The organism is Piscinibacter sp. PDB5-1, from assembly GCF_056676035.1.
Window position 1 is genome coordinate 1,292,005 of sequence record NZ_JBWVZL010000001.1, and the last position, 13,462, is coordinate 1,305,466.

The 13,462-nt window shown below is 71.4% G+C and carries 16 protein-coding genes; 7 read left to right on the forward strand and 9 right to left on the reverse strand.

Annotated elements, in window-relative coordinates; genetic code table 11:
* Positions 1-408 precede the first annotated feature (408 nt).
* From AC1KAT_RS05820 to AC1KAT_RS05840, 5 genes are all read left to right on the forward strand, one after another.
* The gene (locus AC1KAT_RS05820) at positions 409-1,104 is read left to right on the forward strand and encodes a Crp/Fnr family transcriptional regulator (protein WP_480323716.1); all 696 of its coding nucleotides are present in this window, start codon (positions 409-411) and stop codon (positions 1,102-1,104) included.
* A gap of 39 nt (positions 1,105-1,143) precedes the next feature.
* The gene (locus AC1KAT_RS05825) at positions 1,144-1,554 is read left to right on the forward strand and encodes a SirB2 family protein (protein ID WP_480323718.1); all 411 of its coding nucleotides are present in this window, start codon (positions 1,144-1,146) and stop codon (positions 1,552-1,554) included.
* A 4-nt stretch (positions 1,555-1,558) separates the two neighbouring features.
* A complete protein-coding gene (locus AC1KAT_RS05830; RefSeq protein WP_480323720.1) occupies positions 1,559-2,119 on the forward strand; it encodes a hemerythrin domain-containing protein in 561 nt (186 codons plus the stop codon).
* Between the two features lie 68 nt (positions 2,120-2,187).
* Positions 2,188-4,071, forward strand: a complete 1,884-nt coding sequence (locus AC1KAT_RS05835; protein ID WP_480323722.1) for a type IV pili methyl-accepting chemotaxis transducer N-terminal domain-containing protein — start codon at positions 2,188-2,190, stop codon at positions 4,069-4,071.
* Positions 4,072-4,089: 18 nt separating this feature from the next.
* Positions 4,090-4,794 (forward strand): LuxR C-terminal-related transcriptional regulator, encoded by a 705-nt coding sequence (locus AC1KAT_RS05840; protein ID WP_480323724.1) that lies wholly within the window; start codon positions 4,090-4,092, stop codon positions 4,792-4,794.
* A 16-nt stretch (positions 4,795-4,810) separates the two neighbouring features.
* Here AC1KAT_RS05840 and AC1KAT_RS05845 read toward each other — a convergent pair whose 3' ends face one another.
* Positions 4,811-5,560: an alpha/beta fold hydrolase gene (locus AC1KAT_RS05845; protein WP_480323726.1), complete on the reverse strand. Its 750-nt coding sequence runs from the start codon at positions 5,558-5,560 to the stop codon at positions 4,811-4,813.
* Entirely contained in the window at positions 5,557-6,576 is a 1,020-nt protein-coding gene (locus AC1KAT_RS05850) for a M14 family zinc carboxypeptidase (protein WP_480323728.1), read from the reverse strand. The genes AC1KAT_RS05845 and AC1KAT_RS05850 overlap by 4 nt, the downstream gene beginning before the upstream one ends.
* A 68-nt stretch (positions 6,577-6,644) precedes the next feature.
* Here AC1KAT_RS05850 and AC1KAT_RS05855 point away from each other — a divergent pair, with 68 nt between their 5' ends.
* Positions 6,645-6,782 carry a hypothetical protein gene (locus tag AC1KAT_RS05855; RefSeq protein ID WP_480323730.1) on the forward strand — a complete coding sequence of 46 codons (138 nt, stop codon included), beginning with the start codon at positions 6,645-6,647 and terminating at the stop codon, positions 6,780-6,782.
* A gap of 121 nt (positions 6,783-6,903) precedes the next feature.
* Here AC1KAT_RS05855 and AC1KAT_RS05860 read toward each other — a convergent pair whose 3' ends face one another.
* Genes AC1KAT_RS05860 through AC1KAT_RS05875 form a run of 4 tightly spaced genes read right to left on the reverse strand, consistent with a single transcriptional unit; the run spans position 6,904 to position 9,618 of the window.
* Positions 6,904-7,152: a DUF3297 family protein gene (locus AC1KAT_RS05860; protein WP_480323732.1), complete on the reverse strand. Its 249-nt coding sequence runs from the start codon at positions 7,150-7,152 to the stop codon at positions 6,904-6,906.
* A gap of 56 nt (positions 7,153-7,208) precedes the next feature.
* Entirely contained in the window at positions 7,209-7,799 is a 591-nt protein-coding gene (locus tag AC1KAT_RS05865; protein WP_480323734.1) for a hypothetical protein, read from the reverse strand.
* A 14-nt stretch (positions 7,800-7,813) separates the two neighbouring features.
* Positions 7,814-8,383: a hypothetical protein gene (locus AC1KAT_RS05870; RefSeq protein WP_480323736.1), complete on the reverse strand. Its 570-nt coding sequence runs from the start codon at positions 8,381-8,383 to the stop codon at positions 7,814-7,816.
* Complete coding sequence (locus AC1KAT_RS05875) at positions 8,380-9,618, reverse strand: hypothetical protein (RefSeq protein WP_480323738.1); 1,239 nt, start codon at positions 9,616-9,618, stop codon at positions 8,380-8,382. Before AC1KAT_RS05875 ends, AC1KAT_RS05870 begins: the two co-directional genes overlap by 4 nt.
* Positions 9,619-10,027: 409 nt before the next feature.
* Between AC1KAT_RS05875 and AC1KAT_RS05880 the strand changes: the two genes are divergently transcribed.
* Entirely contained in the window at positions 10,028-10,456 is a 429-nt protein-coding gene (locus AC1KAT_RS05880; protein WP_480323740.1) for a VOC family protein, read from the forward strand.
* A 101-nt stretch (positions 10,457-10,557) separates the two neighbouring features.
* Here AC1KAT_RS05880 and AC1KAT_RS05885 read toward each other — a convergent pair whose 3' ends face one another.
* Genes AC1KAT_RS05885 through ssuD form a run of 3 tightly spaced genes read right to left on the reverse strand, consistent with a single transcriptional unit; the run spans position 10,558 to position 13,454 of the window.
* On the reverse strand, positions 10,558-11,430 hold the full coding sequence (locus AC1KAT_RS05885) for an ATP-binding cassette domain-containing protein (protein WP_480323742.1): 873 nt from the start codon (positions 11,428-11,430) through the stop codon (positions 10,558-10,560).
* Positions 11,431-11,457: 27 nt separating this feature from the next.
* Positions 11,458-12,261: an aliphatic sulfonate ABC transporter permease SsuC gene (gene ssuC / locus AC1KAT_RS05890; RefSeq protein WP_480323744.1), complete on the reverse strand. Its 804-nt coding sequence runs from the start codon at positions 12,259-12,261 to the stop codon at positions 11,458-11,460.
* Between the two features lie 11 nt (positions 12,262-12,272).
* Entirely contained in the window at positions 12,273-13,454 is a 1,182-nt protein-coding gene (gene ssuD / locus AC1KAT_RS05895) for an FMNH2-dependent alkanesulfonate monooxygenase (protein WP_480323746.1), read from the reverse strand.
* Positions 13,455-13,462 lie beyond the last annotated feature (8 nt).

Below are 13,462 nucleotides of genomic sequence, written 5' to 3' on the forward strand. Positions count from 1 at the left end.
CCGACTGTTCGACTCGCAGTGACCGCAGGGAACGGAGGGAGTTGTCGGCGACACGCCCTCAAGACCGAGCATCGCAGAGCAGTCCCGCGCAGCGGGACCGCCGGCCCCGGGGCCGTTTGGTGTGCGCATAACTTGGCTTCACCAGGTGAGCGCACCCCCGCTTCGCGACCTTTGCCCACTTTCTTTCTGAAAGAAAGTGGGTGCGCTGCCGGGCGCATGTCCCGGCGCCGACTTCCCTGTGGGGAAGAACGAACCTACCCACCACCAACGGTGCAGGGCCTTCGACAGGCCCCGCCTCACCCGTGAATCCCTGCCGACCGCACAGGCCCAAGACTTGACGCGCCTCAAGCCCCCACCCCGTGCATGTCCCGACCATCCACAGGCCTGCCGTGACCCAAACTCCGCCTCGTGGACACCCCGACCGCCTTCGACATTCCGCGCTTTCTCGCGCGCCTGCCGCTGTTCGCCGACTTCGGCCCGCCCGAACTCGCCCGCCTGGCCGACAGCTGCCGGCTGCACAGCTTCGAGCGCGGCGCGGCGGTGCTGCGCGCCGGTGAGCCCTGCGAGGCCTTCCACGTCGTCGTCAGCGGGCAGGTCAAGCTGTTCGGGCTGTCGCCGGCCGGCCAAGAGAAGGTCATCGAGCTGATCGGCCCCGGCGGCAGCTTCGCCGAAGCGCTGATGTTTCTGGGCCGCCCCTGCCTCGTGAACGCGCAAGCCCTGGTGGAAACCCGCATCTTGAGCGTGCAGCGCGACGCCGTGATGGGCGAACTCGAACGCGACCCGCGCTTCGCCTTGCGCATGCTGGCCGGCCTGTCGCGCCGCCTGCACGGCCTGGTGCACGACGTGCAGGCGCAGGCGCTGCAAAGCGGCGTGCAACGGGTGATCGGGTATCTGCTGCGCGACACCCCGGGCGAAGGGGCCGGCGATACTGGGCACACGGTCTCGCTGCCCGTCAGCAAGGCCACGCTCGCGTCGCGCCTTTCGCTGACGCCCGAGTACTTCTCTCGCGTGCTGCGCGAGCTCGAAGATGCAGGGCTGATCGAGGTGGACAAGCGCGACATCCACATCCTCGACGCGCGGCGGTTGGCCGCCTACCCCGCGTGACAGCCGCCTGAAACGTCTGAACCTCTGTCTTTCCGATCCATGACCCTCTTGCAGCTCTACCCCGCCCTCAAGCACATGCACATCGGCCTGGCCGTCACCAGCGTCGGCCTCTTCGCCGTGCGCGGCCTGGGCGTGCTGATCGGTGCCCGCTGGCCGATGCAGCCGACCGCACGCAACGCCAGCATGGTGATCGACTCGCTGCTGCTGGCCGCCGGGGGTACGCTGTGGTGGATGCTGTCGCTGAACCCGCTGCACAGCCACTGGCTGGGGGTGAAGCTGCTGCTGGTGGTGGTCTACATCGTGCTGGGCGCGCTGGCCTTGAAACGCGCACGCAGCTGGCCGGGCAAGGCGCTGGCTTTCGTCGCCGCACTGGCCTGCGTGGCGGCGGTGGCGTTCATCGCGCGCCGGCACGATGCCTGGGCCCCCGTTCGTTTCATCACCGGGACCTGAGACCATGGCCCGCCTCGCCCTGCACACGCCCCCTGCGGTCGGCTTCGAAGCACCGTTCGAGATGCTCGCCGCCTGCCATGAGCGCGTGCACCGCATGCTGGGCCTGCTGCAGCGGCTGGGCGTGCACCTCATGCGCCAGGGCATCGACGCGCAAGCGGCCAGCGCCGCCCGCGACGTGATGCGCTACTTCGACACGGCCGGCCCCGCCCACCACGAAGACGAAGAACGGCACGTGCTGCCGCGCCTGGTGGCCTGCGGCCAGCAGGCCCTGGCCGAGCACTTGCACGCCGACCACCTGCGCATGACCGACGAATGGGCCGCCGTTCGCGAAACGCTCGACGGCGTCACGCAGGGCGAATGGCCGCGCGGCGCCAAGGGTGAGGCCATCGTCGCGCGCTGGCTGGCGTTCTCGCAGCTGTACCACGACCACATCGCGCTCGAAGAGTCGCGCGCCTTCCCGGCCGCTCGCCGGCAGTGCAGCGCCTCTGAGCTCGACGGCATGGGCCGCGAAATGGCCCAGCGGCGCGGCGCCCCGCTGCCCGAGCCGCCGTCTCGCCCGGCCTGAGCCCGGGCTGGCCCATCGCCTTGACCGCCGTCAAGGCGGCGCGGGCCGGGCTCGGCCACAGTGACGGCATGCCCAAACTGCCTGCCGCTTCTCTGTCTGCCAAGCTCGGCACCATCGGTGCCCTGCTGTTGATGCTGGCGCTGGGCTCGATCGGCCTGACGCTGTGGGTCACGTGGCAGCTCGAAGGCGGTGCGGCCGCCGTCAACGAGGCCGGCCGCCTGCGCATGCAGACCTGGCGACTCGCGCAGACCGCGGGCACGGCCGACCCGGCTCGGCTCGACGCGCACGTCGGGCAGTTCGAGCAGAGCCTCGCGCTGCTGCGCAGCGGCGACCCGGCCCGCCCGCTCTTCGTGCCGCACGACGCGACCACGCGCGCCGCCTTCGCGCAGGTGCAGACCGACTGGGCCGCACTGCGCACCGACTGGCAGCGCGGCGAATTGCCCTCGCCCCAGGGCGCGGCCGAGCGGGCCGAGGCCCTGGTCGCGCACATCGACGGCTTCGTGAGCGCCATCGAGTCGCAGCTCTCGCGCTGGACCACCGTGCTCACCGTCTTTCAGCTCGGCCTGATGGGCCTGGCCATCGCCGGTGGGGTGACCTTGCTGTACGCGGCCTACCTGTTCGTCTTCAACCCGCTGGCGCGTTTGCAGGCCGGGCTCGAACGCGTCGAACAAGGCGACCTCGGCGCGCGCGTCGAGCCCGATTCGGCCGACGAGTTCGGCCGCGTGGCCGAGGGCTTCAACCGCATGGCGGCCACGCTCGAAAGCTTCTACCGCGACCTCGAAGACAAGGTGCGCGAAAAGACCGAGCGCCTGCGCGCCGAACGCGAGCGCCTGGCCGTGCTGTACGAAGCCAGCGCCTTCATCGGCCAGGCGCCCACCATCGACGCGCTGGCGCAGGGTTTCGCGCGGCGCCTGCGCAGCGCGGGCCGGGCCGACGCGGCCCTGCTGCGCTGGTACGACCCCGCGCGGCGCCAGCACCTGCTGCTGGCGGCCGACGGCGTGCCGGCGCAGATGATCGAGTCCGAACACTGCCTCGACGCCGGCCAGTGCCATTGCGGCCAGACCGACAGCGGCACGCAGGCGCGGGTGATCCCCATCCGCCCGGTGGTGGATCGGCCCGAGACCGCCTGCGAGCGCTTCGGCTTCGCGCGCGTGGTGACGGTGCCGGTGCGCCTGCACGACCAGCGCCTGGCCGAAGCCGACCTGCTGTTTCGTGACGCGCAGGCCGAGCTGGCCGCCGACGACCGCGTACTGCTCGAAAGCTTGGCCTCGCACCTGGCCATCGGCATGGAAGGGCTGCGCGCCGCCGCGCTCGAACGCGAAGCCGCCGTGGCCGAAGAACGCGGCCTGCTCGCCCGCGAGCTGCACGACTCCATTGCGCAGGGCCTGGTGTTCTTGAAGATCCAGGTGCAGCTGCTGCAAGGCGCGCTGCGCAAGCGCGACGAGGGCGCGGCGCAACGTGCGCTCGACGAGCTGGACACCGGCATCCGCGAGAGCACGGCCGATGTGCGCGAGCTGTTGCTGCACTTTCGCACCCGCACCAATGGCGACGATTTCATCCCGGCGCTGAAGACGACGCTGCAGAAGTTTCAGCACCAGACGGGCCTGGCGACGCACCTCGAACTGCACGGCAACGGCGTGCCGCTGCCGCCCGACGTGCAGGTGCAGGTGCTGCACGTGGTGCAGGAGGCCTTGTCGAACGTGCGCAAGCACGCGCACGCGCAGGCCGTGTGGCTGGACGTGCAGCAGCAGCCCGCGTGGCGCATCGAGGTGCGCGACGACGGCCAGGGCTTCGTGGCCGCCCAACCCGCCGCCGACGAGACCCACGTGGGCCTGCGCATCATGAAAGAGCGCGCCGCGAGCATCGGCGCCGATGTGCAGGTGCAGTCCACCCCCGGCCAGGGCACGCGCGTGGTGATCGCCCTGCCCGAACGACTGGCCGAAGCCGCCTGAACCTGTGACGACCCGACCATGACGAATGCCCCCGTGCCTGCCGTGACGCCGCCGCTGCGTGTGATGGTGGTCGATGACCACACGCTGTTCCGCCGGGGCCTGATCGCGCTGCTGTCGGCCGATGGGCGCTTCGAGGTGGTCGGCGAAGCCGGCGACGCGGGCGAGGCGCTGCGGGTGGCCGCGCAGTGCCGGCCGCAGGTGGTGCTGCTCGACAACCACCTGCCCGGGGCGCGTGGGGTCGATGCGCTGCCGGCGCTGATCGCCGCCGCGCCCGGCGCGCGCGTGCTGATGCTCACGATGAGCGAAGACGAGCGCGACCTCGCCGCCGCCTTGCGCGGGGGCGCGTCGGGCTACCTCTTGAAGACGGCCGACAACGACGAGCTGGGCCAGGCCATCGAACGCGCCGCGCGCGGCGAGGCCAGCGTGAGCGCGGCCATGACGCCCAAGCTCGCATCGCTGTTCCAGCCCGCGGCCGCCACCGTCGAGCCCGCGCCGGCCGAGGTGCCCGCGGCCCCGGCCACGCCCGATGCCCTGGCCGAGTTGTCGCCGCGCGAACGCGAGATCCTCGAACTGATCGCCAAAGGTGACAGCAACAAAGAGATCGCCCGCACGCTGTCGATCGCCGAGACGACGGTGAAGATCCACGTGCAGCACATCCTGCGCAAGCTCAAGCTCAGCTCGCGCGTGCAGGCGGCGGTGGTGATGGCGTCCGAGCGCGGCTGACCGCGGCTGATCGCGATCACCCGCCGCGCCAGGCCGAGATGCGGTCCACGACCCAGGCCGGGTCGTCGAGCGGCAGGTCGTGCCCGGCCCAGGGGTGCAGCTGGTTCGGCAAGGCCCAGGCGAAGGCGATGGCCGCCGAGCACGCGGGGTGCACCAGGGCATCCCGGGCGCTGCTGAGCAGCAGCACCGGTGCCTGCGGCCGGTAGGCAGCCGGCATGAAGCGCGCCGCCGCCCACAACTGGCGCAGCGCGTTGGCGCGCGCCACCGGCCGCTCGCGCTGCCAGGCGGCCCACTGCGCCACCACCGCCTCGCGTTCTGCCAGCGGCCGGCGGCTCGTGAAGGCCCACACGGCGCGTTCGCGCACGAGCGCGTCGCGGGCAAGCGCGGCGCGCAGCAGGCCCGGCCAAGCGCCCGGCCGCAGCCGCGCATGGAAAGGCGAGAAGCGACGCAGGCTGGTGTTGATGAGCACGGCCGCCGCCACCTCGTGCGGGTGCTGCTGCGCCCAGGCCACCGTGGCCATCGCGCCGAGCGACATGGCGACCACGCCAAAGGGCGGTTGCAGCCCGCGCGCATGCAGCGACTCGCGCACGGCGGCCACCAGGCCGGGCACGTCGGCCGGGCTGCGCGCGGCGTGCAGGTGCCCGTTGCCGGGCAGGTCGAGCGCCACCACGGGCCGGCCGGGCAGGCGCTCGCCCAGGCGCTCGGGAAAGTCGCCCCAGTGCCGCGACTCGCGCGCCAGGCCGCGCAGCAGGATCCACGCGTTCATCGGCGCGGCTGGCGGTACCAGCGGTCGAGGGCGTGTTCGTGGTGCCACGCGCGGGTGGCCTCGCCCGGCTGCCAGCGTGCATGGCTCATGGCCGCACGCGCGACGAAGTCGAGCGCGCCGATGTGCCGCCGCAGCACGCGCTCTTGCCGGTGCTGGATGAGCGGGTTGAACAGCCCGTGCCGCGACAGGAACTGGCGCGGGTTCTTGCGCACCCACAGCCACGAGCCCATTTCGAGCGTGAGCGGCAGAAACACGCGCCCGGGCTGCGTGCAGGCCTGCTGGTAGAGGTGGTCCCACAGGTCGCCGTGCGTCAGGTACTGGTGGCTCTGCGGCTCGATCAGGTAGCGGTGGTACGGGTGCGCGGCGTCGAACACACCGGCGAAGGCCGACAGCTCGGCGAGGTGCGCAATCGGCTTGGCCGTGTGGGCGTACGGAAACCAGATGCGGTCGCGCACGCCAAAGCCCGAATGGCAGTCGATGCACAGGCTGAAGGGGTGGCTGAGCAGTTCGCGTTCGACCAGCGCGCACAGGGCCTGGCTTTCGGGCTGCATGGGCGCGCCGGCCGGGCCGCGGTACCAGGGCAGGCGCGCGCTGAGGCGCTGGCCGCCCAGCAGCGTGGGCAGGGCGTGCGGCGACTCGACCGGCGAGTTGCGCATCAGGTCCACGCCCTGCGGGTTGGCGCGGGTGCCCAGCAGCAGGCCGCCGGGGTTGACCAGCGGCATGAAGACCATGCGCAGGCGTTCGAGCTGGGTGAGCAGCAACTCGTCCCAGGCCAGGCGCTGCACGATGTGGCGCAGGTAGGCGATGACGACTTCGGCGCCGATGCGCTCCAGCCCATGCACACCGCCGAAGAAGCCCACCGCCGGCACCTCGGGCGAGGGGTTGCCCAGCGTGATGGCATAAACCGGCAGCGTCTGCCCGGCGGCCGTCACCTCGCAGGCGGTGTGCACGTCGAGCTGCGGCGGGGCAGCGTGGAGCAAGGCGTGCAGCTCGGCCAGCAGCGGCGGCGGTGTCATCGACACCCTGCCACGAACCCGTCACACGGCGGGGCTAGCGTGACGGCCTGCTCACGCCCCTTTGCCCCATGCCCCACGCCCTGACTTCGCCCCCCTGGCGCACGCCGCTGCGCAAGCGCCTGCGCGCCTGGTTGCGTGGCGCGCTCGAATGCGCCGCGCTGTGGCGCGCGCACTGGCGAATGAAACACAGCCACGGCCGCCGTTGAGGGGCCGCCTCGGCAGGACACGGGGGCGGGCATCGCGGCGATGCTAGGCGCCGGGTTTGACGAATCCGTGACCGTGGCGTGAACCTCGCGCCGGGCTGCGGCACGCGGTCCGGTCGGAGCTTCAGCGGTAGAAGGCCTCGACCTTGCCCTTCAGCTTGATCAGCAGCGGGCGGCCCTTGCGGTCCACCGTCTTGCCGGCGGGCACGCGCACCCAGCCTTCGCTGACGCAGTACTCCTCGACATCGAAACGCTCTTTGTCGTTGAAGCGGATGCCGATGTCGTGCTCGAACACCGCCGCCACATGGTGCGGGCTGGTCGGATCGACGGACAGGCGGTCGGGCAATGCGGGCGGGGTCTTGTCTTCGCTCATGGGGCGTCAAGGGGGTTGGCGAGGCGCGCATTGTCGGGGACGCGTCGCGCCCGGGTTCACGCCAGGGCCCGCCCCCACGCCTGCTTCACGCGCAGCAGCTGGGTCATGCAGCGCTCGGGCCCGAGCAGGCGGCCCTCGGCCAGGCCGGCCGGCGTGGGCGCCAGGGGCACGAAGCGGTCGTGCCGCGCCTCGCCGGCCGCGTCGCGCAGCCACAGTGCCTGCGCATGGACCGACGGCACGCGCAACATGCCCAGGGCGAAAGGGCGGGCGTGCAGGGCCCGGCTGCGTTCGGCCGTGCGCAGCGCGCGCGCCACCGAGGGCCCCGTGCGCCCCGCGCCGACGCGCGCGAAGCGAGGCGCCTCGTCCGGCCCCGAGGCCGACAGTTCGAGCGTGGCCACCACATCGTCCCCCGCGACCACGAGGTAGCGCCAGCCGGTCATGACCGCCGGCTCGAACGAGCCGCCTTCGCGCACCGCGTCGAGTGCGAGGTTGAAGACCGGGTGCGGCGCGGCCAGGCACAGCCCGCGCGACTCGGACCCACACAACGGTGCACGCGTCAGAAAGCCGCCGTCGTCGATCATCTTCGCCAGGCAGCGGGCCGCCTTGGCACCGGTGCCGGCAGGGGGGTCGAGCAGGGTGAGGGCCACGGTGCGAATCCGGATCAGCGTGTGAGGTAGCTCTGCTTCCAACGGCCGCTGCCGCGGTAGGCGGTGAGAAAGCCCTGGTACGTGGCCTCGGACTCGTCGAACAGCGGGTCGTCGATCAGCAGCATCTGCTGGGGCACCTGCCGGTAACCCCGGATGGCGACCACGTGGGCCATGCCGCTGTCCAGGAAGCGCAGGCGTGCGCACACCGGACGGCCAGCGTCGATCTCTTGCATCACCTGCGCGAAGGGCAGCGGGGTGTCGGTCATGCGGTCGAGGCGGCCGAAGGTCTGGAGCGAACGGTCGAGGTCGAACAGGCGGTTCACACGCTCGTGTGACGGATCGCTGCAGGCCTCGGCCACCTGCAGCACACGGCCGGCGGTCTGGCACTGGCTGAGGCCGAAGGCCGGGTCGTAGAACCTGGACACCCCCACCGTCACGGCGCACCAGCACCACAGGTCTTGCTCCTGGTGGGGCACCTCGATGGCCACCGAGTGGCCGCTGCGCGTGGGTGCGCGGGCCGCACGGGCCGGCGCCGCACGCAGCGGCACGGCCGAGGCACGCACCAGCGCCGGCAGGCGGCTCACGGGCGAGCTCCCGATGCAGCCTGCACCTGCCCACGCAAGTCTTCGGGCTTCACGTAGCCACCGTACTCGGCCACGGTGCCGCTGGCCGCGACCAGGCCGTCGCTGCCCCTTGCCAGCATGTAGGCCACGATGGCGCCGCCGCTGAAACGAAAGCCGGTGCTGAAGGTGTTGGTCTTGGTGAGCGTGGTGCCGCCCGCGGCCACGGGCTTGAGCTGCAGCACGAAGGCGTCGGTCAGCGTCTTCGACATCAGCTCCGACTGCGCCAGCCATTGCAGCAGCGTGGCGCCGGTCTTCTCGTCCACGGTCGCGGCCACCGTGCTGAAGCGCTCGGCCCGCGCCTTCAAGGCCTGGGCGCGGGTTTCGAGGTTGGCGTAGATGGTCTGGGCCTCGGCGAAGGCTTCGCGGCACGCCGCGGTCAACTTCTTCTTGTCGGCCGCACGCGGCTCGATCGCCGCCTTGCGCCGCGCGATTTCGGCCACCGCCGCATCCACGCCAGCCTTGCGCTGATGCAACTCGTCGAGCAGCTTGGCGGTTTGTGAATTCGCCAGTGCGTCCTGGCCCGCGCCGCCGAACGCGCCCACGGCATAGAGCGCGGGGTACACCGCACGCGACACGCCCTGCTCCTTCAGCTTGGCCAGCACCGTGGCGCTCAACGCGAAGCTGTCCACGGTGACCTCGGCGCCTTCCATCTTCTTGTCGGCCTTGAACACCGCCAGCACCTGCAGCAGCACGTCGAGGCTGCCCAGCACCCCGAGCGCGCTGCCGGCTTCGGTGGGCTCGCGGCATTCGGCGTTGTCGGCCGCGAGCGTGGGCACGGCGAACCCCTTCATGTCTTTGTCGAGCGTCTGCAAGCCCGTCAGGAAGGCGCGCGATTGCGCCAACGCGTGGAACTCACGCTCGCTGTGGATGACCAGCGGTGCTTGGCCGATCGCCGGCCGCACGCGCACCGCGATGGCCTCGGCGATGCGGTCGATGGCCGCATAGGCCAGCAACTGGCCTTCGACGTTGAGCGTCTTGGCCTCGCCGCTGGGCTTGGCGAGGTGGCTCGCATCGAGCGTGCCGAGCTTGGCCTTGGCCGTGGCGGCCTCGGCTTCGGCGGTGGCCTGCCGGGCCTCGGCGAGCTTTTGCTGCCGCTGGGCTTCGTCCACCTCGTCGGTGGTGACGGCGAAGGCGTTGACGGCCACCACCATCAGCAGCGCGCTGAGCAACATGATCGAAAGGCGCGAGTGGGTCACGGCGGGCTCCTGCAGCAAAGGCCCGGGCCGCACGATGCAGGCCCGGTGCAGGCACCTTAGGGCGGCCGGCCGAGCCGCACATCCTTCAGTTTGTCGAGCCCGCGCCGGCGCAGCAACGGCCTCAACGCACGCGGCCAGGCGATGAGCGTGAATGCCACGCCGAAGGCTGTGGCACTCACGGTCAGCACCCACAGCAGTTGCCGAACGACTCGCCTGGCGAGGCGATCGACAGGGCCAGCGCCACGGCCAGCAGGGCCGCGCCGAGGCAGTGGCGTGGCGGCGCGGCGCTCGGGCACAGGGGGCACCTGGCGCACCTCAACACGGCCCTTGTCCCCTCTGGCCGCGCGAGAAATCGCAGGCACCGCGCCGCGCTGGCTACGATGCCCGGCCACCCCCAAAGGAGCCCGCGATGGAAACCCAAGAGCTGCACCGTGGCCGCCTGATCGATCACCTGCAACTGGTCGTGCGCGACCTGGCCGCCAGCCGGCGCTTCTACGAAGCAGTCTTCCAGGCACTGGACGTGCCCATCGGCGGCAGCGGCGACGACTTCTTCTGGGCCGACGAGCTCTTCGTCTCGACGGCCGACAGCGTGGCCGCGCAGGGTCGGCTCACCGGTCGCTGCCACCTCGCCTTCCAGGCCCGCGACGCCGCCATGGTCGATCGCTTCCACCAGGCCGCGCTCGCCCACGGCGGCACCGACAACGGCCCGCCTGGCGAACGGCCCTACCACCCCGGCTACTACGCCGCCTTCGTGCTGGACCCGGACGGCCACAACATCGAAGCGGTGTTCCACGGCGCGGCGCAGCGCAGTGCCACGTCGGTGCGCATCACGTTCTGAGCACCGCGCCGCGGGCGCACCTCCACGGCGCCCCCCGGCCGAGCAGCTGCGTTCTGCTTCACCGCCCCCGGCTGCGGCTGCTCAGGTGCCCACGGCCGCGCTCACACCGCCCAGCGCAGCACGTGCGCGGGGTACGGGTCGGGCGGCACGGTGGCCGGCCCGGTGTCGCCCTCGGGTTGCTGCAGCACCCGTTCGAGGATGTGCTCGGTGTGCCGCGCAAAGGCCGCCGAGCCGTGGTGGCGCGGCCGTTCGAGGGCGATGCGTTCGTCGAGCGCGATGCGGCGCTCTTCGATCAGCACCACGCGGTCGGCCAGGGCCACCGCCTCGGCCACGTCGTGCGTGACCAGCACGGCGGTGAAGCCGTGGCGCTGCCACAGGCGCTCGATGAGCCGGTGCATCTCGATGCGCGTGAGCGCGTCCAGCGCCCCCAGAGGCTCGTCGAGCAGCAAGAGCCGCGGCGTGTGCACCAGCGCGCGCGCCAGGGCCACACGCTGACGCTGGCCACCCGACAGCACGGCCGGCCATTCGTGTGCGCGCTCGGCCAGGCCGACCTGCGCCAGCGCCTCGCGGGCCCGCGCTTTGGCATCGGGCCCCGCGAGGCCGAGCGCGACGTTGTCGAGCACGCGCTTCCAGGGCAGCAGCCGCGAGTCTTGAAACATGATGCGCACCTGCCCACCCGCAGGCGACAGCGGCTGGCCGTCGAGCGTGATGCCACCTTCGGTGGGGCTTTCCAGCCCCGCCAGCAGCCGCAGCAGCGTGCTCTTGCCGCAGCCGCTGCGGCCCACGAGGGTGACGAACTCACCGGCGCCGATGCGCAGGCTCACGTCGCTCAGCACCTCGCGCTCGCCGAAGCGTTTGCAGAGGCCCTCGACCTGCACCGCCGCACCGCCCGCCACCGGCGGTGTGAGCTTGCGCGTGACGGCCGGTGCCGCCCCCCACAGGGGCGCGGGGGCTTTCAGGATGTTGTCGCTCATGGCGTGTCTTCTCAGCGTCTCAGCGTGTCAGGTCTTGGCGGCGAGCTGGTAGCCCTGGTGCCAGCGCAGCCACCAGCGTTCCAGCCCCTTGGCGACCACGTCGGCCAGCTTGCCGAGCAGCGCATAAAGCAGGATGCCCACCAGCACCACGTCGGTCTGCAGAAACTCGCGGGCATTCATCGTCATGTAGCCGATGCCCGCCTGCGACGAGATGGTCTCGGCCACGATCAGCAGCACCCACATCAGGCCGAGCGAGAAACGCACGCCGACGAGGATGGAGGCCGTCGCCCCGGGCAGGATCACCTGCGCATACAGGCGCCAGCCCGACAGGCCGTAGCTGCGCGCCATCTCGATCAGGCCCTTGTCCACCGAACGGATGCCGTGGAAGGTGTTGAGGTAGATCGGGAAGAACACCCCCAGCGCCACCAGAAAGAGCTTGGCCGTCTCGTCGATGCCGAACCACAGGATCACCAGCGGGATGAGCGCCAGCGGCGGCACGTTGCGCACCATCTGCAAGGTGGTGTCGAGCAGGGTCTCGGCGCTGCGGAAGGTGCCGGTCAGCAAGCCCAGCACCAGGCCCAGCCCGCCGCCGATGGCGAAGCCCACGCCCGCGCGCCAGGTGCTGGTGGCCACGTGCTGCCACATCTCGCCCGAGACCGCGAGCGTCCAGAAGGCCTGGACCACGGCCCAGGGCTCGGGCAGCACGCGGGTCGAAAGCCAGCCGGCGCGCGAGGCCAGCTCCCAGCCCGCGAACACCAGCACCGGCACGGCCCAGGGCAGCAGGCGCTGCCGCCACGCGCTCGACGTGAGGCGCGATGAAGCTTGCGACATGGCCGGCGCCCTCAGCTTTGCGACACGAGCCACGGCTGGGGCGGCACATAGGTGTTGGCGACGATCTCGCCGAAGGGCCCGGTCAGCGTCTGCGCGGCCAGTTGCGCCTGCAGCTTCAGCGGCAGCAGCGGGAAGACCAGCTCGGCGAAGCGGTGCGCTTCTTCGAGGTGCGGGTAGCCCGACAGGATGAAGCTGTCGAGCCCGAGCGCGGCGTACTCTTTGATGCGCGCGGCCACCTGCTCGGGGTTGCCCACCAGCGCCGTGCCGGCGCCGCCGCGCACCAGCCCGACACCGGCCCACAGGTTGGGCGAAATCTCGAGCCCTTCGCGGATGTCGTGGCGGTTGAACTTGCCCTGGTTCAGCTCGGCCATGCGGCGCTGGCCCACCGAGTCCATCTGCGCGAACTTCTTCTGCGCGGCTTCGACGGTGGCGTCGTCGAGGTGCGAGACCAGTTCGCCGGCCGCGCGCCAGGCTTCGTCTTCGGTCTCGCGCACGATCACGTGCAGGCGGATGCCGAACTCGAGCTTGCGGCCGTATTTGGCGGCGCGCTGCGTGATGTCGGCCACCTTGGCCGCCACGGCCGCGGGCGGCTCGCCCCAGGTGAGGTAGGTGTCGAGCTGCTGCGCCGCGAGTTCGTGCGCTTCGTCCGACGAGCCGCCGAAGAAGATCGGCGGGTAGGGCTGGCTGATCGGCGGGTACAGCACCTTGCTGCCCAACACGCTCAGGTGCTTGCCCTCGAAGTCGAAGGGCGTGCCCTCGTGGCTGCGCGCCAGCACCTCGCGCCAGATGGTCAGGAACTCGCGCGCCGCTTCGTAGCGTTCGGCATGGCCGAGGAAGACACCGTCGCCGGCCAGCTCGTCGGCGTCACCGCCGGTCACCAGGTTGACGAGCAGGCGGCCGCCCGAGAGGCGGTCGAAGGTGGCGGCCATGCGGGCCGACTGCGCCGGCTGCACCACGCCCGGCCGCAAGGCAATCAGGAACTTGAGCCTGCGCGTCGCGTCGATCAGGCTCGACGCCAGCACCCACGAGTCTTCGCACGAGCGCCCGGTGGGCAGCAGCACGCCTTCGTAGCCGAGGCTGTCGGCGGCGATGGCCACCTGCTTGAAGTAGTCGAACGTGGCCACGCGCGCACCCTTGCTGGTACCGAGGTAGCGCGAGTCGCCATGCGAGGGGATGAACCAGAAGATCTTCATGGCGCCCG

Coding starts and splice junctions, on each gene's coding strand:
- AC1KAT_RS05825 (WP_480323718.1), top strand. CDS start 1,144: ATGACCCTCTTGCAGCTCTACCCCGCCCTCAAGCACATGCACATCGGC.
- AC1KAT_RS05830 (WP_480323720.1), top strand. CDS start 1,559: ATGGCCCGCCTCGCCCTGCACACGCCCCCTGCGGTCGGCTTCGAAGCA.
- AC1KAT_RS05835 (WP_480323722.1), top strand. CDS start 2,188: ATGCCCAAACTGCCTGCCGCTTCTCTGTCTGCCAAGCTCGGCACCATC.
- AC1KAT_RS05840 (WP_480323724.1), top strand. CDS start 4,090: ATGACGAATGCCCCCGTGCCTGCCGTGACGCCGCCGCTGCGTGTGATG.
- AC1KAT_RS05845 (WP_480323726.1), bottom strand. CDS start 5,560: ATGAACGCGTGGATCCTGCTGCGCGGCCTGGCGCGCGAGTCGCGGCAC.
- AC1KAT_RS05850 (WP_480323728.1), bottom strand. CDS start 6,576: ATGACACCGCCGCCGCTGCTGGCCGAGCTGCACGCCTTGCTCCACGCT.
- AC1KAT_RS05855 (WP_480323730.1), top strand. CDS start 6,645: ATGCCCCACGCCCTGACTTCGCCCCCCTGGCGCACGCCGCTGCGCAAG.
- AC1KAT_RS05860 (WP_480323732.1), bottom strand. CDS start 7,152: ATGAGCGAAGACAAGACCCCGCCCGCATTGCCCGACCGCCTGTCCGTC.
- AC1KAT_RS05880 (WP_480323740.1), top strand. CDS start 10,028: ATGGAAACCCAAGAGCTGCACCGTGGCCGCCTGATCGATCACCTGCAA.
- AC1KAT_RS05885 (WP_480323742.1), bottom strand. CDS start 11,430: ATGAGCGACAACATCCTGAAAGCCCCCGCGCCCCTGTGGGGGGCGGCA.
- ssuC (WP_480323744.1), bottom strand. CDS start 12,261: ATGTCGCAAGCTTCATCGCGCCTCACGTCGAGCGCGTGGCGGCAGCGC.
- ssuD (WP_480323746.1), bottom strand. CDS start 13,454: ATGAAGATCTTCTGGTTCATCCCCTCGCATGGCGACTCGCGCTACCTC.